18 protein-coding genes are annotated in these 21,247 nt (G+C 74.2%); 7 read left to right on the top strand and 11 right to left on the bottom strand.

The genetic code is table 11. The features are described 5' to 3' along the window. Positions 1 to 62: 62 nt before the first annotated feature. Both HLI28_RS11395 and HLI28_RS11390 read right to left on the bottom strand, forming a co-directional pair. A complete protein-coding gene (locus HLI28_RS11395) occupies positions 63 to 755 on the bottom strand; it encodes an IspD/TarI family cytidylyltransferase (protein WP_171247677.1) in 693 nt (230 codons plus the stop codon). Between the two features lie 99 nt (positions 756 to 854). Beyond that, positions 855 to 1,643 (bottom strand): NAD-dependent epimerase/dehydratase family protein, encoded by a 789-nt coding sequence (locus HLI28_RS11390; RefSeq protein ID WP_171247676.1) that lies wholly within the window; start codon positions 1,641 to 1,643, stop codon positions 855 to 857. Between the two features lie 178 nt (positions 1,644 to 1,821). Between HLI28_RS11390 and HLI28_RS11385 the strand changes: the two genes are divergently transcribed. Then, positions 1,822 to 3,159: a SpoIID/LytB domain-containing protein gene (locus HLI28_RS11385; RefSeq protein ID WP_171247675.1), complete on the top strand. Its 1,338-nt coding sequence runs from the start codon at positions 1,822 to 1,824 to the stop codon at positions 3,157 to 3,159. Here HLI28_RS11385 and HLI28_RS11380 read toward each other — a convergent pair. Next, positions 3,153 to 3,341 (bottom strand): Trm112 family protein, encoded by a 189-nt coding sequence (locus tag HLI28_RS11380; RefSeq protein ID WP_171247687.1) that lies wholly within the window; start codon positions 3,339 to 3,341, stop codon positions 3,153 to 3,155. The genes HLI28_RS11385 and HLI28_RS11380 overlap by 7 nt on opposite strands. A 17-nt stretch (positions 3,342 to 3,358) precedes the next feature. Continuing rightward, a complete protein-coding gene (locus HLI28_RS11375; RefSeq protein WP_171247674.1) occupies positions 3,359 to 4,786 on the bottom strand; it encodes a phosphomannomutase/phosphoglucomutase in 1,428 nt (475 codons plus the stop codon). A gap of 64 nt (positions 4,787 to 4,850) precedes the next feature. Here HLI28_RS11375 and manA point away from each other — a divergent pair, with 64 nt between their 5' ends. Next, the gene (gene manA, locus HLI28_RS11370) at positions 4,851 to 6,059 is read left to right on the top strand and encodes a mannose-6-phosphate isomerase, class I (protein WP_171247673.1); all 1,209 of its coding nucleotides are present in this window, start codon (positions 4,851 to 4,853) and stop codon (positions 6,057 to 6,059) included. Positions 6,060 to 6,064: 5 nt separating this feature from the next. Here the strand turns inward: manA and HLI28_RS11365 are convergent, their stop codons facing one another. Beyond that, positions 6,065 to 6,457 carry a DUF3499 domain-containing protein gene (locus HLI28_RS11365; RefSeq protein ID WP_171247672.1) on the bottom strand — a complete coding sequence of 131 codons (393 nt, stop codon included), beginning with the start codon at positions 6,455 to 6,457 and terminating at the stop codon, positions 6,065 to 6,067. A gap of 67 nt (positions 6,458 to 6,524) precedes the next feature. On the opposite strand from HLI28_RS11365, the gene HLI28_RS11360 reads away from it, so the two are divergent. Further along, positions 6,525 to 6,956 (top strand): metallopeptidase family protein, encoded by a 432-nt coding sequence (locus HLI28_RS11360; RefSeq protein WP_343035802.1) that lies wholly within the window; start codon positions 6,525 to 6,527, stop codon positions 6,954 to 6,956. 13 nt (positions 6,957 to 6,969) lie between these two features. Here HLI28_RS11360 and HLI28_RS11355 read toward each other — a convergent pair whose 3' ends face one another. The 3 genes from HLI28_RS11355 to HLI28_RS15800 are packed head-to-tail and all read right to left on the bottom strand — an operon-like array spanning position 6,970 to position 12,218. After that, on the bottom strand, positions 6,970 to 8,580 hold the full coding sequence (locus HLI28_RS11355) for a DUF5719 family protein (protein WP_171247671.1): 1,611 nt from the start codon (positions 8,578 to 8,580) through the stop codon (positions 6,970 to 6,972). Then, positions 8,577 to 11,831, bottom strand: a complete 3,255-nt coding sequence (locus HLI28_RS11350) for a glycosyltransferase (RefSeq protein WP_171247670.1) — start codon at positions 11,829 to 11,831, stop codon at positions 8,577 to 8,579. The genes HLI28_RS11355 and HLI28_RS11350 overlap by 4 nt, the downstream gene beginning before the upstream one ends. 48 nt (positions 11,832 to 11,879) lie before the next feature. Then, positions 11,880 to 12,218, bottom strand: coding sequence for a WhiB family transcriptional regulator (locus HLI28_RS15800; protein ID WP_171247685.1), 339 nt, complete (start codon positions 12,216 to 12,218; stop codon positions 11,880 to 11,882). Positions 12,219 to 12,393: 175 nt separating this feature from the next. Here HLI28_RS15800 and HLI28_RS11340 point away from each other — a divergent pair, with 175 nt between their 5' ends. Further along, a complete protein-coding gene (locus tag HLI28_RS11340) occupies positions 12,394 to 13,116 on the top strand; it encodes a TIGR03089 family protein (RefSeq protein ID WP_171247669.1) in 723 nt (240 codons plus the stop codon). Position 13,117: 1 nt separating this feature from the next. On the opposite strand, the gene HLI28_RS11335 is transcribed toward HLI28_RS11340, so the two are convergent. Beyond that, positions 13,118 to 14,425: a UDP-glucose dehydrogenase family protein gene (locus HLI28_RS11335; protein WP_171247668.1), complete on the bottom strand. Its 1,308-nt coding sequence runs from the start codon at positions 14,423 to 14,425 to the stop codon at positions 13,118 to 13,120. A gap of 162 nt (positions 14,426 to 14,587) precedes the next feature. Between HLI28_RS11335 and HLI28_RS11330 the strand changes: the two genes are divergently transcribed. The 3 genes from HLI28_RS11330 (at position 14,588) to HLI28_RS11320 (ending at position 19,481) form a co-directional block, all read left to right on the top strand. Then, positions 14,588 to 16,675, top strand: coding sequence for an N-acetylmuramoyl-L-alanine amidase (locus HLI28_RS11330; RefSeq protein ID WP_171247667.1), 2,088 nt, complete (start codon positions 14,588 to 14,590; stop codon positions 16,673 to 16,675). Positions 16,676 to 16,750: 75 nt separating this feature from the next. After that, positions 16,751 to 18,127, top strand: a complete 1,377-nt coding sequence (locus tag HLI28_RS11325) for an LCP family protein (RefSeq protein ID WP_343035801.1) — start codon at positions 16,751 to 16,753, stop codon at positions 18,125 to 18,127. Position 18,128: 1 nt separating this feature from the next. Beyond that, a complete protein-coding gene (locus HLI28_RS11320; protein WP_171247666.1) occupies positions 18,129 to 19,481 on the top strand; it encodes an LCP family protein in 1,353 nt (450 codons plus the stop codon). On the opposite strand, the gene purE is transcribed toward HLI28_RS11320, so the two are convergent. Both purE and HLI28_RS11310 read right to left on the bottom strand, forming a co-directional pair. Further along, positions 19,478 to 19,990, bottom strand: a complete 513-nt coding sequence (gene purE / locus HLI28_RS11315) for a 5-(carboxyamino)imidazole ribonucleotide mutase (protein WP_171247665.1) — start codon at positions 19,988 to 19,990, stop codon at positions 19,478 to 19,480. The genes HLI28_RS11320 and purE overlap by 4 nt on opposite strands. After that, a complete protein-coding gene (locus HLI28_RS11310) occupies positions 19,990 to 21,222 on the bottom strand; it encodes a 5-(carboxyamino)imidazole ribonucleotide synthase (protein ID WP_171247664.1) in 1,233 nt (410 codons plus the stop codon). Before HLI28_RS11310 ends, purE begins: the two co-directional genes overlap by 1 nt. Positions 21,223 to 21,247: the final 25 nt, after the last annotated feature.

Below are 21,247 nucleotides of genomic sequence, written 5' to 3'. Positions count from 1 at the left end.
CCCTTCCTGTCTAGGGCCACGTCGGGCGGGACGGTCCGTCCCGCCCGACGTGGCCCGCTCAGTCACTCCCAGTCGGCCTGCGCCATGATCTGGTCGGCGATGACGAGATCGGTCCGGGTGGTGATCTTGATGTTGTAGTCCTCGCCCTTGACGATCTTGACACGGTGGCCGGTGAACTCCGCCACCAGGTCGGCGTCGTCGGAGATCCGGTGGTAGTCCGAGGCGATGGCCTCCTCGTACGCCTTCTCGAGAAGCTCCCGCTGGAACACCTGGGGAGTCTGGCCGAGCCAGCTGTGCGAACGGTCCAGCGACCCGGTGATGAACTCCTCGTCGTCGACGGTCTTGAGCTGCACCACGGTCGGCATGCCCAGCATCGCCGCCCCGTTCTCCACCCCGGCGTCCAGCACGCGCTCGATCAGCTCACCGTTGACGAACGGGCGCACCCCGTCGTGGACCATCACGATCGTCCCGGACGTGGCCTGGAGCCCGAGCTGCGCCGAGATGAACCGCTCCGCTCCGCCGTCGACGAGCGTCACCGGGAGCCCGGCGTCCTCGATGAGGATCTGGTGGTAGACCTCGCGGTTCTCGGGGCTGATCGTCACGATGATCTCGTCGACGAGCGGGTGCACGAACTCACGCACCGTCTTCTCGAGGATCGTGACACCGTTGATCTTGACCAGCAGCTTGTTCCCGCCGAAGCGGACGCCACGGCCGGCGCAGGTGACGATGGCCGAAACCTTGTGGGACTTGTACATCAGTGCTGTTCTCTCCTCGGGGGAATCCGCCTCGGGCGGGGTCGGACCGGCATCACGGGCGTCGTCGACGTGGCCGGTGATGAGGGCTGCCGCACCGGCTCAGGCGAGCAGCCCCTCGCGGGCATCGGCCACGAACCGACGGATGGCGTCGAGCTCGTCCTCGACGTCCATGAGGTAGCCCTCGGGCCCGTCGAAGAGCGCGGCGTGGCGGGTACGCATGTCGCGGGTGTACGTGAGCGGCGGTTCGGGCACGTCGGCGAGCTGACCGGTGATGTCCCGGCCGAAGACCTCCTGGGCGACCGTCGCGCTGTCGATCGCCGGCGTCGCCACGTTCAGCGACTCGAGCCCGTGGTCGAGCGCGACCCGGACGTCCGCCCAGAGCCGGCGCAGGTCGTAGTACTGGAAGCGGCCATCGGGACGGATGTGCTCGACGCGGTAGTCGTTCAGCAGGTCGTAGACGATGCCCTTCTTGATCGAACGACCGTAGAGCTGCGGCAGCCGGACGGGAAGCAGGTCGAAGGCGTCCCCGAGTCGTCGTTCCATGTGCAGCCTGTTCGCCCCGTACGGGGTCAGCCCTGCCTCGGTGAGCGGGGTCGACTCGTCGGGGGACGTCCCGCCGGGATAGACGCACACGGTCGAGGCGAGCACCAGCTTGTCCGCCCTGACCGTCGAGAGCAGGTCGACGTACGCATCGATCTCGGCGCGGTCGGCCGCACCGTCCTGGTTGATGCGGTGCGAGTCCGCACGGGCGGCCGCGGTGACGACGAGGTCGTACTCCTGACCACGGATGTCATCGATGTTCGAGGTGTTGTACAGATCGTCGAACGCGAACTCTGCCGCGAGGTTCGACCCGATGAATCCGGTGTAGCCGATCAGCGCAGTCCTCACGCCACTCCCTCCGTACGTCGCTCGCGGGCCGCGAGGTCCGGACCATCGTAGACGACGGCCCGGCGGCCGCCCGCGCGGTGACCCGGGACGACGCCGGCGCGGACGGACCGGTCCGGGATGCCTCGTCGAGTGACCTGCGCCACAGTAGAATGAGAACATCGCGCGGAGGGTCAGGACGATGCACCGCAGGACTCGGTTCCACCAGGCTCTGGTGGCGGTCACGACCGCTGCCCTGGTCGCGGCGTCGGTCGCGGGTCCGACGGTCGCGGCCGAACCCGTCACGGAACAGTCCGAGGCCGTGTCGGCGGCACCCGACGCGTTCCGGCTCGAGGGCAGCGGGTACGGGCACGGCGTCGGGATGCCCCAGTTCGGTGCGTACCAGATGGCTCGTGAGGGCCGCACGGCGACCGGCATCCTCAAGCACTACTACACGGGTGTCGGGACCCCGTACCGCGACGTGCCCGGCGCGATCCGCGTCCAGGTCTACGGGCCTGACCCCTACGGGTACCAGGGCTACGGCGACACCGGCGTCAAGACGTGGGTGTCCATCGACTCCGGTTCGTGGCGGGTACGGGACGGCCGCGGCGACACCCTGGTGGCAGGCAGCGGAGCGACGACCCTGGCGATCAAGGCCACCAGTACCGGGAAGGTCAAGGTGTGGACCCGTGGCGCCGCCTACTGGGCCAAGGTCGTCCGCATCTACTGGTCGGGCACCCGCTACTACCGGCCGGCGGGCACGCCGGCCGTGGCGACCGTCGTGGGTGCGCACGGCGCCTACCGGCACGGACGGCTGACCACGACCGTCAGGGAAGGGATCCCCAACCTCACCAACGACGTCCGGCTCAACACCGAGTACCTGTACGGCATCGCCGAGATGCCGTCCTCGTGGGGTGCCTCCGGCGGCGAGCGCGCCCTGCGGGCGCAGGCGATCACGGCGCGGTCCTATGCGCTCTCCCAGCGGACGAACAAGAACCTGTGCCGGTGCCACGTCGTCGACGACGTCCGGGACCAGAACTTCACCGGCTGGAAGAAGGAGAACGAGGGCACGAACGGCTACTACGGGACGATCTGGAAGACCGCGGTCGACCGGACGAGCTCGTCGACGATGGAGGGGCGCGTGCTGGAGCACGACGGCAAGCCCGTGGCGGCCCACTACTTCTCCTCCAGCGGTGGCCGGACCGCGAACTCCGAGGACGTCTGGTCGTCGGTGGTCCCGTACGAGAGGTCGGTATCCGATCCCTACAGCCTGCGAGCCCCGGGGAACTCGTACTCGTCGTGGACCCGTACCCTCACCCAGGCCTCCGCCAGCAAGCTCTTCGGCCTGCCCACGGTGGTCTCGGTGGACGTCACGGCACGTTGGAGCAGCGGTCAGATGCGCTCGATCACCGCGACGAACCTCCACGGCACGACGTCGACGATCTCGGGAAAGGCCGATCAGATGCGCCGGTGGATCGGCCGGGCGACCACGGCCGGCAACCTGCCCGCCGCGTGGATCACCGGGATCCGCGGCTACTGACCGGGACGGACCTCGCGCGCCTCGCTCTCCAGCAGGACCGGGATGCCGTCGCGGACGGGGTAGGCCAGCGGGCGGTCCGGGTCGGTCGAGCGCAGCTCCGGGGCGCCGTCCGGTCCGACGGCGTCGACGAGCTCGGCCCCGGTCACGGGACAGCGCAGCACGCTGCGCACCCACGGGTCCATCCACGGGGTCTGGTCGTTCACAGGGCCTCCTCGTGCACGAGGGACAGGACGTCGTCCCGGAGCTTGGTCATGATGTCGTGGTCGGCGGCCTCGACGTTGAGGCGCAGCAGGGGTTCGGTGTTGGACGCGCGCAGGTTGAACCACCACTTGGGGTGCTGGTCGTCCCAGTGGGTGACGGTCAGGCCGTCGAGGGTGTCCACGACGGCCTCGGGGTAGGCGCGCTCGTAGGCGTCGCGCACCCGCTCGGTGGTCGCACCCGGATCGGTGACCCGCGAGTTGATCTCCCCCGACGCGCTGTACGGGGTGTACATGTCGGCCAGCGCGCCGGCGGGGTGGGGCTGCGAGCCGAGGGCTGCCAGCACGTGCAGCGCGGCCAGCATGCCGGTGTCGGCGAACCAGAAGTCGCGGAAGTAGTAGTGGGCGGAGTGCTCGCCTCCGAAGATCGCCGAGTGCTCGGCCATCGTCTGCTTGATGAACGAGTGGCCCACCCGGGTGCGCACCACGGTGGCGCTCTCGCCGAGCAGGTCGGTCACCGCCCGGGAGGTGATGAGGTTGGCGATGACCGTCGCGGGCCGTCCGGCGGCCTGCTCGCGGGCGATCTCGCGCATCCCGACCAGGGCGGTGATCGCGCTCGGGGAGACGGCCGCGCCGGTCTCGTCGACGACGAAGCAGCGGTCGGCGTCCCCGTCGAAGGCCAGGCCCAGGTCGGCGCCGTGGGACACCACGGCGCGCTGCAGGTCGGCCAGGTTCGCCGGCTCCAGCGGGTTGGCCTCGTGGTGCGGGAACGTGCCGTCCAGCTCGAAGTACAGCGGCACCACCTCCAGCGGCAGGCCGGGGAGCCCGGCGGCGTCACCCAGGACGGCGGGCACCGTCAGCCCGGCCATGCCGTTGCCGGCGTCGACCACGACCTTCAGCGGCCGCAGGTCCGACAGGTCCACCAGCGAGCGCAGGAAGGCGGCGTAGTCGCCCAGGACGTCCTGCTCGACGACCTCGCCCGGCGTGCCGGCGACCTCCGGCTCGGCGCCGTCGAGGATCTGCTGGGCCCGGTCGCGGATCTGCGCGAGGCCGGTGTCCTGCCCCACGGGCCGCGCCCCGGCCCGGCACATCTTGATCCCGTTGTACTCGGCGGGGTTGTGCGAGGCGGTGAACATCACCCCCGGCGCCTGCAGGCTGCCCGAGGCGAAGTACAGCCCGTCGGTCGAGCACAGACCCACGTCGACCACGTCCACGCCGCGAGACGTCACGCCCGCGGCGAACTCCCGGGCCAGCGCGGGGCCGGTGTCACGCATGTCCCGGCCGACCACCACCCGCGCCGCCCCGTCGGGCACCGCCACGACCTCGGCGAAGGCCAGCCCCAGGGCCCACGCCACCCGCGGCGACAGCTCCGCGGGCACCAGCCCCCGCACGTCGTAGGCCTTCACGATCTTCGTCAGGTCCGTCGTCACCCGCCCAGCCTACGGCGCGGAGGACGGGCGTCCGGCACGACGACGAGTGTGGTTGGGTGGGTCCGTGACCGTGCTGCACCCGCTCGCGAACCCCGTGCAGCGCTACGACTGGGGATCCCCGACGCGCATCCCCACGTTGCTCGACCTCCCGGTCGACGGCCTCCCCGTCGCCGAGCTCTGGCTGGGCGCCCACCGCAGCGCACCCAGCACGTCGGCAGGGGTCCCGCTGCACGAGATCGTGCGCGCCGACCCGTCGGCCGTCCTGGGCGACCGGGTCGCCGACCGCTTCGGCCCGCGCCTGCCCTACCTGCTCAAGGTGCTCGCCGCCGACAGGTCGCTCTCCCTGCAGGTCCACCCGCGGCCGCACCTGGCCCGGGCCGGGTTCCACCGGGAGAACCGTCTCGGGATCCCGGTCGACGCCCCCGAACGCTCCTTCCACGACGACCAGCACAAGCCGGAGATGGTCGTGGCGCTCACGGAGTTCGACGGCCTCGCAGGGTTCCGCACCCCACGCAGCACCCTGGCGCTCCTGGAGGGGCTCCCGGGCCCGCTCGTGGAGGAGGTCCGGTCGGCGCTCCGTGCCGACCGGTCGGCGACCGGTGTGCGGGCGGCCTTCTCGGCCCTGCTCTCGAGCCGCGGCGCGGCGTCCTGCCGTCAGGCCGTGGACGAGACCGTCGCGGCCGTCCGCGCCCGCCTGGAGGCCGGGTCACCGTCGGAGCGTGCCGACGCGACCGTGGTGGCGCTCTCCGCGGAGCACCCGGGCGATCCCGGGGTGATCGCCTCCCTGCTGCTCAACCGGGTGACGCTCGACCCCGGTGAGGCGCTCTACCTGCCTCCGGGCGAGGTGCACGCCTACCTGTCCGGCGTGGCCGTGGAGGTGATGGCGTCCAGCGACAACGTGCTCCGCGCCGGGCTGACCAGCAAGCACGTGGACGTCGAGGCGTTGCTGGAGTGCGCGTCGTTCGCGCCGCGCCGCCCCGCGACCCCGGAGATCACCACGTCGGGCAGCCGGGGACAGGTGGTGACCTACCGCGCACCGGTGCCGGAGTTCGCCCTGACGACGGCGGACGTCGACCCCTCCGAGGCGGTCGACCTCCCGACCTCGGGCCCACGGATCGTGCTCTGCCTGGACGGTTCGGTGGAGCTCACCGCCGGGGGTTCCGGAGCGGAGCCGCTCCGGCTGTCCCACGGGGCGTCGGTCTTCGTCCCCCACGACGCCGGGACCCTCTCGGTGACCGGGGCGGGGCACGTCGTCTGCGCCTGGGTGCCCTGACCGGTTCAGACGCCCGCGGCCGGCCCGCCGTCGGACTCCGCCCGGAGCACCCGGAGGTGGCCACGGCGCGCCGTCTCGGTCACGGTCGCCGGCTCCGCGGACACCGGCGTCCGGGTGGCCCGGCCGCCCCGTCCGGCCTCCCGCACGGCCTCGGCCAGCGCCGAGAGGTCGTCCTTGGAGGGGGCCGGCGTGTGGAACTCGGGCTGCAGCCGCACGACCTCCCAGCCGCGCGGCGCGGTGAGGCGCTCCGCGTGCTGGGCGCACAGGTCGTAACTGTGCGGTTCGGCACGCTGCGCGAGCGGCCCCAGCACCGCGGTCGAGTCCGCGTACACGTAGGTGAGGGTCGCCACCGCCGCCTGCGTGCATGCTGTCCGCGAGCACTGCCTCACCGATCTCACCCACGGAGAATACGTGCCGCGCACGGACCTGCGCTCCAGGCGCGCCGTCGGTCGATAGTCTCGGAGCGTGAACCTCACCGCACCGGGGTCAGGACCGCGTCGCCGGGACCGGCGCGGGCGGGGACCTCGGGGTCCTCTGATACCCGCCGACCTGCCCGCCCACCGCTCCCGCGCCGAGCGGTTCGACGACGCCGTCCTCGCGTCGCTCGAGTCCATCGAGCGCCGGTGGCCGGCCGTGGCCGGTGCGGAGCTCGGCGTCGAGGACGTGCCGCCCTCCGACCCCGCTCCCTGGGAGTCGTCCGGCGTGCCGCTCGGGCGGGTCTTCCCCGCGGCGTCGGGCCGGCCGGCACGGATCGTGATCTACCGCCGGCCGGTGGAGACCCGCTCGACGGACCCGGAGGACCTCGCCGAGCTGGTGCACGACGTCGTCGTGGAGCAGGTGGCGCACCTGCTGGCGCGGACGCCGGAGGAGATCGACCCGCGGTTCGGCGAGCGCTGACCCGCACCGGTCGTCACGGCACGTCGACGCGGCGGACCTCCTCCAGGCCGTCCGTCTCGGCGGACGCCGTCGGGTCGAGGGTGGCCACCAGCGAGCCGTCCGTGCCGGTCCCGTCGGACGCCGTGAGGCGCACGGACCAGACCACCCGCGCGGCGGGGGCCGCGCCGTCGTCGGACGACGCGGGGTCGACGACGACCGCGACCTCGGCCGCCACGTCGTCCGCGGGGACCTCGACGGTCCCCCCGACCGGGACCTCGACCTGTTCCTCGCCGGTCAGGCTCCCGTCGGCCGCCACACCCCGCAGGCGCACGGGCACGACTCCCGAGGGATCCACGTCCGGGGAACGGTCCGCCGGGACGGCCGACAGCACCACGGTCGCCCCCTGGGCCACGGCCGGGAGGCCGACCTGCCCCGCGTCGACGGGTCCCGCCGGCAACGACCGCCCCGCGTTCCACGCCACGTCGTAGGGGGTGCCGTCCACGACCGAGTCCTCCGGCTGCTCCCCGGGCAGCGCGAAGCGGGCCGCCCCGACCACCGGGACGTCGGCGTCGACGACGACCGTGTACGTCCCGGGCTCGAGGCCTCCCAACGGCACCGACGTCACCGCGCCCACGGCCAGGTCGACGACCTCGGCGCCGCGCAGCGTCACCCGGCCCTCCGGCCCGTACACGCTGACCCGGGCGACACCGGGCCGGCCGTCGGGGGCCAGGAGCCACAGGGCGGCCGCCTGCGGCGCGTCAGGAGCCTCGCCCCGGCCGACCACCCCGCTGGCCACCATCACCCGGGCCGGCGAGTCGCCCGGCTCCAGCAGGTCGACACCGGTCGGTACGAGCCCGTCGATGCCCTGGGTCTGCCACGAGGCCGTCACCCGGGCGCCGGCGGCACGGACGTGGACGGCGAGGCGGCGCTGCTCGGGTGCGAGCGAGTCGAGCCGGAGCACCTCCTGCTCCCCCGGCGCCACCGTGAACGCACCCTGACCGCCGATCGACACCGGGCCGTTCGGCCCGTACACCTCCAGGCTCACGGCGGCCGGCTCCACGCTCGGGTTCTGCACCGTGAGCAGTGCGGTCCGGCCGACCTCGCTGCCGCCGCCCACCAGCCAGTGGTCCGTCGCCGGAGCACGGCACGACGCGGCCGCCAGCCCCCGCAGGTCGCCCGCGGCGGTGCTCCCCGCGAGGGCCGCCGCGACGCGCAGCGGTGCACCGGCCCGCGGCTCGGCCCGGAGCACCCGGACGCCCCGGACCTGCTCGGACAGCACGTCCACCGCCGGACCCGCCGTGATCCCCCGTGCCCGCGTGCCGTCGAGACGCGCGAGGAGCGGCGTCCCGGCCGCACCCTCGACGGCGGCCGCCACGGCCGAGCGGCTCTCGACCGGGGCGGCCCCGAACTGGTCGTCCCCCACGTCGGAGCCGGCGGGCAGGCGCACCGGGCGCGGACACACGGCCACGGACGTCGGCGGCCGCACCTCGACCTGGCGCGTGGCCGCGGCGACCGCCACCTCGTCCGCGGCCGTCCACCGCTGCGTCCACTGCTCGCCGACCGCCGCGGTCGCGACGAGCGCTGCGGCGACGAGCGTGCCGGAGACGACCAGGCCCACGCGGCGCAGGGTCGGGGCGGCCCTCATCGGTTCCTCCGCCGGGACAGCGGCAGGGCCAGCAGCACGTAGACCACCAGCACCAGGCCGCACAGCGCGAACCAGGGCGGCCGTGACGGCGCGGCGTACCCGACGTGGACCTCACCGGCGTCCGCCCCGAGCACGAAGGCCTGCCGACCGTCGACCTCGGTCGCCGGCAGCCGCCGCCCGTCGACGTCCGCGCGCCATCCGGCACCGGCGGACTCCGCGAGGACCAGGACGCGGTCCGGGTCGCCGGTCCCCACGACGTCGTCCACGGTGCGGCCGTCGCTGTCGAGGGTGCGCACGGGGGCGGAGGCCCGTCCGTCCTCCGGGGCCGTGCGCAGCACGGTGGCCCAGGCGGGGCGCGGCCCCGCGGGGTCGACGCGCCACAGGAGCACGGAGCTCTCCGTCACGCGGCTCAGACCCGGCACGAGGTCGAGGGTCGTGACGAGCTCGGGGTCGCCGTCGGGAGGCACCTGGACGGCGCCCACACCGAGAGCGGACAACCGGTCCGCCAGCTCGGGGCTCCGGCCCGCGGCCACCTGGGCGGTGAGCGTGTCGAGCGCGGCGACGTCCGGCCGCTCCCGACCCGGCACGAGACCGGCCTCACGGGCCCGCACGACGACCGAGGAGTCGAGCATGCTCGAGCCGTCGCGACGGAGCAGCGTGTACTCCACCACCCCGTCGACCCGGTCGACCTGCAGGACGCGTGCCGACCGGGGGGCGGCCTGGAGCTCCTGCCCGACCGCCGGGACCACCCCGGCCGCGGCGGCCCGCAGCTCGCCGACGGCGGCGCCCCGGGCGTCGTCGTACCACCAGGCGCCGAGCCCGAGGACCGGGACGAGCAGGGCGACGACCGCCAGCGTGCCCGTGAGCAGGCGCACCGGACGACGGGTCCCGGGCTCCGGGACGGCGGTCAGCGCGGCGACCCCGAGCCCGAGCAGCACCACGGAGAGTCCGGGCGCCGCCCAGCCGTGCACCGCGCCGCCCGCGTCGTCGGCGGCCACGACCGTCCCGCTCGCGACGAGGGCCAGCAGGAGTCCGAGGACGGCGACACCGACGGCGAGCACCGCCGCGCGGCGGTGGCGACCCAGGAGGAGTCCGGCGGCCGCGAGCGCCAGGAGCCCGGTCCCGAGCACCCACGGCCCGGCCTCCTGGAAGGGCTGCCACGGCAGGTCGAGCCCGGCCGCCCACGGCTGCGGCGGGGTCGGGTGGCCCAGCAGCAGGGTGAGACCGTCGACGGCCCCGGCAGGCGTCGGCGTCCCGACGGAGGCCAGCAGCGGACGCCATCCGCCGGTGGTCCAGGTGGCGACGGCGTGCCACCAGAAGGGCAGCGCGAGGACGACCGCGGGGAGCAGCACGACCAGGACGCGACGCCAGTGCGTCCGGGCGACGACCAGTCCCACCACGCCGGTGAGCAGGGCGACCGCAGCGAGCGCCGGGGCACCGGCGACGACGACGCCCAGCAGCAGGCCGGCCGCCGCGGCCGCACCGAGCGACCCCCGGGGCGCCGCCGGGGGGCCGACGTCGTCGCGGGCCTGGCGGCCGAGCGCACGCAGCACCGCCAGGAGCAGCCACGGCAGGGCCAGGTGGGCGAGCACCGCGCCGAGACGACCCGTGGTGAGGGACTCGAGGAAACCGGGCCATGCCGTCCACACGAGCGCCGCCGCGACCCGCGCCCACACGGACCGGCTGACCGCTCCGGACCCGCACCAGGCGCCGAGCGCGGCCAACGGCAGCGCCGCCAGGACGAGCGCGTTGACCGCCGTCTGTGCGGCACCGCCGACCAGGGCGGTGAGGATCACCAGCACCCCCAGCCACGGGTCCGCCGGCGCCCCGGTGCCGAGACCGTCCTGCACCCATCCGGAGGTCGCCGCGTCGGCCACCTCGCCCAGGGCGGCGGGGGCGGGGAGCAGCGCACCCCCGACGACGCGCCCGCCGTCGGCGAGCACGCCCTGCCAGGACCCGAACGCGGCCAGGGCCAGCAGTGCCGTGCTCACCAGCACGACCGACAGGCCCGTCCGGCGGCGTCGGGCCAGGGCCGTCAGCTCGGCACGTTCGAGGTCGGTGACCGCCCGCCGGGTCCGGTGCGCCTCGGCCCGGGTGAGACGGGCGTCCCGACGGCGGGCGACGACGTCGCGCCAGCCCGCCTGCAGCGGGCGCAGGACCCGCCGCGGCATCCGACGCGTGCGGGCGGCACGCCGTCTGCCCCTGGTCAGCGGGACCAGCCGCAGCACCGTCGCCACCGGGGCGAGGAGCTCGTCGCGCGCCTGCCCCGGACGGGTGAGGGCCAGCCGGTAGGCCGCGGCGACGGGCGCCCACACGATCATGGCGACCATGGCCAGCGGGAGCACCGGCAGGGGGACACCGACGAGCCGGGTGTACAGCTGGCTGCGCCGCCGCGCGTAGGCGGAGGCGGACCGGCGCCCGCGGTGCCGGTGACCGCGGGACCCCCGCAGGCCGCGCAGCGACGCCTGTGCGTGATGGACGACGGCGTCCGGGACCACGACGACACGGTGCCCGGCGAGTCGCGCGCGGCGGCACAGATCGAGGCTGTCGCCGAACCGGCCGAGCTCCGGGTCGGTGCCGCCGAGGTCGGTCCACACCGTCCGCCGCACGAGCGCCCCGGCCAGGCCGACGGCGAGGACGTCCTCGCGGGCGTCGTGCTGGCCCTGGTCGATCTCCGAGTCGTCGATCCCGGTCATCCGACGGCCGAGCGGCGAGACGGTGTAGCCGACCTCGACCAGGACACCGGGCCGGTCGGGGTCCGGGGGCAGCGGGTGGCCGTCGTCGTCCAGGGGCCACCGCCGTTGCTTGCAGCCCGCGACCGCGACCGCCGACGAGTGCTCGACGGCGCGCAGCAGGGCCGCCAGGGCGTCGGGGGCGGGCGCCGAGTCGTCGTGGAGGATCCACAACCAGGTCGTGCTCTCCAGACCCAGCGCGGTCAGGGCCCGGTCGACGGCCTCGCCGAGGGTGCGCGAGCCGGACGCCCCGACGTACTGCCGGTCCCCGAGGCGCAGGTCGGGATGCTGTCCGGTGGAGGGGGCGGCGTCGACGTCGACGACGACGACGTCCTGGGGCTCCCGGACCTGCGCGGCCACCGCGTCGAGGGTGGCCGGGAGGAAGGGGGTGCGTCCGCGGGTGACGACGACGGCCGCCACGGTCACGGACTGCCGGGCCGGCACGCCCGTCACCGACCCGGGGGCCACGTCGTCGCGCGCGGCCCCGTCAGGTGTCCGGGTCAGGTGCGGTGCAGTCATCCTGAGCGCCATGATGCGGCGCCCCGACCCCGGCGTGTGGGATATCGGTCAGACGGCGCGCCGCTTGAGCTTTCGCCGTTCGCGCTCCGAGAGCCCGCCCCAGATGCCGAAGCGCTCGTCGTTCTCGAGCGCGTAGTCCAGGCATTCCGACCGGACCTCGCACGAGGCGCAGACCTTCTTCGCCTCGCGGGTGGACCCGCCCTTCTCCGGGAAGAAGGCTTCCGGGTCCGTCTGGGCGCACAGGGCTCGTTCCTGCCACCCGAGCAGGGTTTCCTCCTCGACGACGTCGTCGCCGCCGAAGAGCGGGAGGACCGGGGCGACCCGATCCGTCTCCTGACCGATGTCAGACGGGAAGGCCCCCTGGTCCCCGTCGAGCAAATTCCACATGGCGTGCCCCTCCATGCCGTCCTCGAAGAAACTGCATACCTGGAATTACACGCGTGTCATCTCGGGTCGTCAAGCCGAAATGTGCTAGGTGGCGCAATTCCATGACGTGTTCACACGGCACTGAGGTCCCGTTGAGGTACCTCTGAGGTTCCTGGACACCTCGTAGGGTGGTCCGGTGACCACCCCAGACACCACCGCGACCGGCCTCCTCGCCCGACTCACCGCCCTCGGCGGACGGCCCGCCCTGACCTGGTACGGCGACGACGGCGAACGGATCGAGCTGTCCGGCGCCGTGGTGGACAACTGGGTCGCCAAGACCGTCAACCTGCTCGTCGAGGAGTTCGACACCGAGCCGGGCAGCGACGTCGTCGTCGACCTGCCCGTCGGCTGGCGGCAGGTCGTCTGGGCCCTGGCCGCCGCCCGGTGCGGGGCGGACGTGGCGCTGCTCGACCCGGCCGCGGACTCTCCGGACCACGCGGACGCGGACGTGGTCGTCAGCTCCCGCCCCGACGCGTGGACCGGGACCGACCAGCTCGTCGCCGTCGCGCTGCCGGCCCTCGCCCGTCGCTTCGAGGGTGAGCTCCCGCCCGGCGCCGTCGACGCCGCGGGGGCGGTCATGACCTACGGCGACGCCATCGTCGTCGACCCGGCGGCCGGTGCGGGCACCCCGCTGACCGCGCTGGCCGGCGGCGAGCCCGTACCGACCACCGACGCCGATGCCGGGCGCGTCCTGGTCCGCGGGACCGGGGCGGTCGCCGAGGTCCTCGCCCAGGTCCTCGCCGTGTGGGCGGCAGGGGGTTCGGTCGTCCTGACCTCGGCCGCGACGGCGCAGGCCCTGGACGGCGACCCCGAACGGCTCGAGCGGCTCGTGGCCACCGAGCAGATCACGCGGGCCTGACTCAGGGACGGCCGAGGGCGCGGTAGGTCCAGCCGGCGGCCTGCCAGGCCTCGCGGTCCAGGGCGCCGCGGCCGTCCAGGACCTGGGGACGGGCCACCAGGGCGGCGGCGCGGGCGGGGTCCAGGTCGCGGTAGTGGCGCCACTCGGTCAGCACCAGCACCACGTCCGCGCCGGTCAGCGCCGCCTCGAGGTCGCGCTCGTAGGCCAGGGAGGGTTCCTTGCGGCGGGCGTTGTCGATCGCCTGCGGGTCGTGGACCACCACGTGACCGCCGAGCCCGTCCAGCCGTGCGGCCACGTCCAGGGCCGGCGAGTCGCGCACGTCGTCGCTGTCGGGCTTGAACGCCGCCCCCAGCACCGCCACCCGCGCCCCGGCCACGTCCCCGCCGAGGACCTCGACGGCCAGCTCGACCATGCGTGCCCGCCGCCGGGTGTTGATCGCGTCGACCTCGCCCAGGAATGCCACCGCCTCGCCCGCGCCGAGCTCGTCCGCGCGGGCCATGAACGCCCGGATGTCCTTGGGCAGGCACCCCCCGCCGAAACCGAGCCCGGCGTTGAGGAACTTGCGCCCGATGCGCTGGTCGTGCCCGATCGCGTCCGCCAGCCGCGTCACGTCGCCCCCGGCGACCTCGCACAGCTCGGCCATCGCGTTGATGAACGAGATCTTCGTGGCCAGGAACGAGTTCGCCGCGACCTTGACCAGCTCGGCGGTCGCGTAGTCCGTCACCACCTGCGGGGTCCCCTCGGCCAACGGCGCCGCGTACACCTCGTCCAGCAGCCCGGCCGCCCGCCGGCCGGCCTCACCGTCGGGCACCCCGTACACGATCCGGTCCGGGTGCAACGTGTCCGCCACCGCGAACCCCTCGCGCAGGAACTCCGGGTTCCACACCAGCGTGGCCCCCACCGCCTCGACCCGGGCGGCCAGCCGCGCCGCCGTCCCGACCGGCACCGTCGACTTGCCCACCACCACCTCACCCGGGCCCAGGTGCGGCACCAACGAGGACACCGCCGCCTCCACGAACGACAGGTCCGCCGCCCCCGAGCCCGCCGCCTGCGGCGTGCCCACGCACACGAAGTGCACCCGCGCACCAGCCACCGCCGCCACGTCCGACGTCACCGACAGCCGCCCGGCACCCACCGCCCGCGCCAGCAGCTCGTCGAACCCCGGCTCGAAGAACGGCGACTTGCCCAGCGCCAACGACTCCACCCGCGCGACGTCCACGTCGACCCCCACGACCTCGTGGCCCAACGACGCCATGGACGCCGCGTGCACGGCACCCAGATACCCCAGACCCACCACGGAGACCCGCATGCCTGCGAGTCTAGGTCGCGGACCCGCGCACCCCCAGGCGTCAGGGATGGCCGCTGCGTGAACACTCGGCGGCCGGCGGGTGCGGGTGAAACTTGCTGGTCGAGGCGCCGGACGGCCGCGTCGGGCGTGCGGGTGCCCAGGGGCGCTCGTAGCGTTCCTCGGGTGACCCACGCCGCACGCGCCGGGTGGAGGTCGTTGACGACCGCCCTCGTCGGCCTGCTGACGTTCTCACTGGTCGCCGTCCCCGGCGCTCAGGCGGTGCCCTCCGCCCCCGACAGCGGGACGCCGACGGCGTCCGGGGCGGCAGGACCTCTCGGGGCGGCACCCGACAGCCGACCGGAACCGGTCCGGGCGACGACCGAACGGACGGCGTTCGTGCCGGATCCCCGCGGCGCAGAGCGCCGGGGCGGCGGGGCGCACGACACCTCGGGAGACACCGGAGCCGCCGGCGACGCGCTCCTGGCCACCGCGGACGTCACCGGGTTCGGGGTCGTGGGCGTGACCTGGACCGGCGGTGTCGCCGCCCGGGCCCTCGACGTCGAGGTCCGCACCTCCCGGACGGCCGGTGCCACCTCCGACGGCGACACCGGCTGGGGACCCTGGGAGCACGTCGCCGTCGAGCCGTCGCCGCAGGGCACGCTGGACGGGACGGAACCGGTCGTCGTCGGTGACGTCGCGCAGGTGCAGGCCCGCGTGACCGGCCCGGCGGCCGGGTCCGTGCGCGACCTGGAGCTCTCCGTCGTCGATCCGGGGACGTCGCCGGCCGACGACGACGTGCCCGTACCGCCGTCGGCGACCTCGCCGCACGGTGCCGCCGTCGCCGCGGTACCGGTCCCGGATCGCCCCACGATCGCGTCACGCGCCGCCTGGGGGGCCGACGAGTCGATCATGAGCTGGACACCGCGGCAGGGCGACGTCCGCGCGGCCGCCGTCCACCACACCGCCGGCACGAACTCGTACTCCGAGGGTCAGGTCCCCGGGATCATCCGCGGGATCTACGCCTACCACGCCCAGACGCGTGGCTGGGGAGACATCGGCTACAACTTCGTCGTCGACAAGTTCGGCCGGCTGTGGGAAGGACGGGCCGGCGGGATCACCGCGCAGACGATCGGCGCCCACGCCCAGGGGTACAACAGCGTCTCCACCGGTGTCAGCGTCCTCGGCAACTACGAGTCGGCGACCGTGTCGAACGCCGCCGTCGGCGCCGTCGTGGACCTCCTGGCCTGGAAGCTCGCGCTGCACGGCGTGCCTGCCGACGGTTCGACCACGGTCGACGGCACACCCCTCGCCCACGTCTTCGGCCATCGGGACGTCGGCTACACGGCCTGTCCGGGCAGGACCCTGTACGAGAAGCTGGGCGAGATCCGGCGCCGTGCGGCCGCCATCCAGGAAGCGGCCGCAGCCCTCGACGTGCCCGACGGAACCTTCGTCGAGCGTCCGAACGGGACCTTCGCCCTGGTCGAGCAAGGCCGGAAGCACGTCGGCGGCTGCTCGATCGTGCGTGAGTACGGAGCCTCCTGCAGGAAGGCGATACCCGTCACCTGGGCTCAGTCGAACGCCCTCGAGCCGGGTGGCCGGCTGCAGCAGACGGTCCGCACCACGGACGGTCGGCTCTACCGCATCGTGGACGGCACGAAGCGTGAGGCCTTCGACATGGAGTCCCTGCGTCGCATCAACAAGGAGACACCGGTCGTGCGGATGGCGTTCAGCGCGATCGACCGGCTGTCCTACGGGTCGCCCGTGGTGCGGTCGGCCGTGGTGGTCGTGAACCGGGACACCGGGCGGAAACGCCTCGTGGTGGGTGGCCGCAAGCACGGCTACCTCAACAACCCGCTGTACCGGCGAACCCCGCTGGGCGAGCTCGACACCGCACGGCTCGACGGGCCGAGCGTGTCGTTGATGCCCCGGGTCCCGCCCACCACCGGAGTGGTGGTCCGCAGGAACGGACGCGAGTTCCTCGTGTCACGACAAGGCCTCGTGCGCATCGACGGCACCGGCAACGTCCGCGCCTCGGCCGTGACCCAGCACTGGAGCAAGGCACTGATGCTCTCCGTCCCCCGGCTCCCCGGCTGGCCCGAGCTCGTCGTGGTGCGGGTCCGGAAGCAGAGCCAGCTCTACGTCCTCCGGGACGGCGTGCTGCGTCCCGTCTCCCGGGCCCGCGCCGAGGACCTCAACGACGGCGTCAAGCCACCGGTCCACGTGATCCTCAAGGTCACGAAACGGCAGCTGCCGGAGGGTCCACCGCTCTAACCCTCACAGGATTTCTACGGGAACGGCGGTCCGCTGACGCAGAGATGTGGCCCGTGGCATCTATGCTCGCCTTTCGTGACCTACCCGCCTGCCCGCCACATCGCACCGCGAGACGGCTCCGCGACCGGGCCGGCGCACGCCCGCACGCAGCAGGGCACGTCCATCCTGCGCCTCGGCGCGCTGGTCATGACGGCCGTGCTCGCCTTCGTGGGTGTCGGCGCCGCGACGGCCGCCGTCACGCTCAGCGGGAACATCGCCGCCATCGACGCCGACGCCGCGCTGGGCGAGGACCGTCCGGAGAAGGTCGTCCCCGACGACCCCAACGCCGGCGCGCCGCTCAACATCCTCCTGCTCGGCTCCGACTCGCGCGAGGGGAACAACGGGAACGACGACGGCACCGAGGGTGCTCGGGCCGACACGACGATGATCATGCACCTGGCGGCGGACCGGTCCCGGGTGGAGCTGATGTCGATCCCGCGGGACACCACGACCGACATCCCCTCCTGCCCGACGTCGTCGGGTGGCGAGACACCCCCGCTGTACGGGGTGAAGTTCAACGCGGCGTTCTCCCAGGGGTACGACTACGGCCATGACGTCGAGTCCGGCGCGCTGTGCACGATGAAGACCGTCGAGACGATCTCCGACGTCCGCATGGACGGATTCGTGGTGGTCGACTTCTCCGGCTTCCGGAACATGATCGACGCGCTGGGCGGTGTCGAGATGTGCATCCCGAACGACATCGACGCACCCAAGGCGGACAACCTGGTCCTGTCGGCGGGCGTGCAGAACCTGGACGGCAAGACGGCGCTGCAGTACGCCCGGGCACGCACGGGCCAGGGCCTGGGCGACGGCTCCGACATCGGACGCATCGCCCGCCAGCAGGAGATGATGGCCGCGCTGGCGCGCACGGTGCTGGAGCAGAACATGCTGACCGACTCGGCGCGACTCCTGCAGTTCCTCGGCGCGACCACGGGTTCCCTGACGATGAGCAGCAACTTCGCCTCGGTCCAAGGACTCGCCGGGCTGGCGTACAGCGCGCGGGGGGTGCGGCCTGGGAACATCGCCTTCATGACCGTCCCGTGGCACTACGACCCGGACAACCCGGCCAACGTGGTGCTCGACGCGGAGGCTGCCTCCGTGTGGGACGACCTGCGGCACGACCGTCCGCTGAGCGAGGTCGTCGCCGGTGCCGACGGGTCGGGCTCCACCGCGGGGGACGGCGACGGCGGGTCGTCGGACGGCGGGTCGTCGGACGGCGGGGCCGACGGGACGCCCGAGGGCGACGCGGCCGCCGAGTCCGACGTCACGACGACGTCGGCCACGGACTCCGGCGCCGACGGGTCCGACGGATCGACGGCGACGCCGAGCGACGAACCATCCCCCGGCCAGACCCGCGACCCCCGCGAGGAAGCCTTCACCGGGGCCGACGTGACCGCGGTCTGCGAGGGATGACATGACCGACGAACGACGTATCCCGCCGAGCTTCACCCCCGCCGGGGGACGCAGCTCGCGACCGGCGTCGACCAACGACGCGATCTCGGTCGGCGGTTCCGAGCGACCGTCCCGCCCCACCGGGCGGGTCGGTCGGCGCGACGACGCCGTCCCGATGGAGCCCCGGGAACCCCGCGTCCGCCGCCAGTCGTCGCGCGAGATCCCCGTGGCGCCCGACCGACGCTCCGCCACGCCGGACCGCGCACCGCGCTCCTACCCTCCGGGCGGCGGCCGCACGGCGCGACCGGCGTCCCACGCGCCGGCCGCGCGCTCGAGCCAGCCCTCCGCGGTACGCGCGGGCGCCGCCCCGCAGCGCCGCACGCCGCCGCCCGCCGGCCCGCCCGCCGGGCCGCGCACGGGTTCCGGCGACGACGGCTTCCGCGTGCGCAAGGGGCGCGTCGCGATGCTCGTCCTGGCCGCGGTGCTCGTGCTGCTCCTGGCCTGGCCGGTCGGCCTGCTCGTCTGGGCCAACGGCAAGATCCAGCACACCGAGGCGCTCTCCGACGCGTCCGGGACCCCGGGGACCACGTATCTGCTCGCCGGGTCCGACGCCCGCGGGACCGGGGGCGTCGACGACGGGACGTCCGGTGCCCGCACCGACACGATCATGGTGCTGCACTCCCCCCGCAGCGGGCCCGCCTCCCTCATCTCGATCCCCCGGGACACCTACGCGGAGATCCCGGGCGAGGGCGCCAACAAGATCAACGCCGCCTACGCGTGGGGCGGCCCGCCGCTGCTGGTGGAGACGGTCGAGGGCCTGACCGGCCTCACCGTCGACCACTACGCCGAGGTCGGGTTCGGCAGCCTCGAGGAGATCGTCGACGCCGTCGGCGGCGTCGAGCTGTGCTACGACGAATCCGTCCAGGACAAGCGCAGCGAGCTCGACTGGGAGGCCGGCTGCCACGTGGCCGACGGCGCCACCGCGCTGGCGTTCTCCCGGATGCGCTACTCGGACCCGAAGGGCGACATCGGCCGGGCCGAACGGCAGCGCCAGGTCATCGGTGCGGTCGCCGACACCGCCGTCCAGCCCGGCGTGCTGCTCAACCCGCTCGACCAGGTCCAGCTCGTCGACGCGGGCACCGGCGCGCTGGTCGTCGACGAGGACACGGGGATCGTGGACCTCGGGCGGCTCGCCCTGGCCTTCCGGGCGGCGACGGGACCGGAGGGCGTCACCGGCACCCCGCCGATCGAGAGCCCGAACTACCAGCCCGGAGGCGTCGGCTCCACCGTGCTGCTGTCCGACGACGCCGACCAGTTCTGGCTCGACGTCCGCGACGGCGACCTCGAACCCGGCAGCACGGTCGGCGGGCTCTAGCCGCGGGCGGCCCGCAGCCGGTCGCCCTTGGCCCGCGCCACCTCGCGCAGCTCGTCCTGGAAGGCCACCATCCGCTGCCGCAGGGCCAACGACTCCGCGTCGGTCCCGGCCCCGAGGATCTGCGCGGCGAGCAGACCCGCGTTGCGGGCGCCGCCGATCGAGACCGTGGCCACCGGCACGCCCGCGGGCATCTGCACGATGGACAGCAGCGAGTCCATGCCGTCGAGGTGCTTGAGCGGTACCGGCACGCCGATGACCGGCAGCGGCGTCACCGCGGCGAGCATGCCCGGCAGGTGGGCCGCACCGCCGGCCCCGGCGACGATCACGCGCAGACCCCGGTCCGCGGCCGTGCGGCCGTAGTCGATCATCTCGGTCGGCATGCGGTGGGCGGAGACGACGTCGACCTCGCAGTCCACGCCGAGCTCGGCCAGGGCGTCGGCGGCTGCCTCCATGACGGGCCAGTCGGAGTCCGACCCCATGACGATGCCGACGGCGGGAGCGGTGCTCATCAGTCCTCCTGCGAGGTCTCGGGTGACTCGCCGCGCAGCAGGGCGGCGGCGGTGGTGGCACGACGGCGGACCTCGGCGAGGTCCTCGCCGCAGACGTTGACGTGGCCCAGCTTGCGGCCCGGGCGGACGCCCTTGCCGTACAGGTTGACGTGGGCGTCGGGGACCCGCTCGCCCACGGCGGGCAGGGCGTCGGTGAGCCGCTCGAGCGAGGATCCCAGCACGTTCGCCATGACGGTCCAGCGCGCGACCGGTGCGGTCGACCCCAGGGGCAGGTCCAGGACGGCGCGCAGGTGCTGGGCGAACTGGCTGGTGACGGATCCGTCGATGGTCCAGTGCCCGGAGTTGTGGGGCCGCATCGCCAGCTCGTTGACCAGGACGTGCCGGGCACCGTCCGGCCCGGTCGTCTCGAACATCTCCACCGCGAAGACGCCGGTGACGTCCAGGCCCTCGGCGATCCGCACCGCGACCTCGCGGGCCTCCTCGGCCTCCCCGGCCGACAGGTCGGGTGCCGGGGCGATCACCTCGGCGCAGACGCCGTCGCGCTGGATCGACTCCACGACGGGCCAGGTCCGGATCTCGCCCGAGGGGCGCCGGGCGACGAGCACGGCGAGCTCGCGGGTGAAGGGGACCTTGTCCTCGACGAGCAGCTCGGGGCCGCCGTCCAGGTGCGCCGCGATCCAGTCGTCGGCCTCCTCGGCGCCGCGGACCACGCGCACGCCCTTCCCGTCGTAGCCGCCCCGGGCGGTCTTGACCACGGCCTCGCCGTCGGCCGTCCCGGCGAGGAAGCCCGCCAGCGCCTCGCGCGCCGCGGCGGGGTCGCTCGGCAGAGCCGTCCACCGCGGGCAGGGCACGCCGAGCGCGGTGAGCCGACGGCGCATCACGATCTTGTCCTGCGCGTGCACGAGGGCTTCCGGACCCGGCCGCACCGGGGTCCCGTGGTCGATGAGGTCGGCGAGGAGCGCGTTCGGGACGTGCTCGTGCTCGAAGGTCAGCACGTCCGCGGCGGGGCGCCCGTCGGCCGGTGCGATCAGGTCCCGGATCGCCGCGTCGTCGGACGCCGCGCCCACCGGGGCGTCGACGACCACCTGGGCGGCGGAGGTCGAGGGGTCCTCGACGAGCACGCGCAGCCGCACGCCGAGCTCGGCGGCGGCGGGCGCCATCATGCGGGCCAGCTGGCCACCGCCGACGACGGCGACGACCGGGGATGCGGGATGCGGGGTGGCGGCAGTCACGGACGACGAGAATACCGTCCCCGCC

This window comes from Isoptericola sediminis (assembly GCF_013085345.1).
GTDB lineage: Bacteria > Actinomycetota > Actinomycetes > Actinomycetales > Cellulomonadaceae > Isoptericola > Isoptericola sediminis.
Note: the sequence above shows the minus strand (reverse complement) of the source record. Positions and strands in the feature narration are given on the sequence as shown.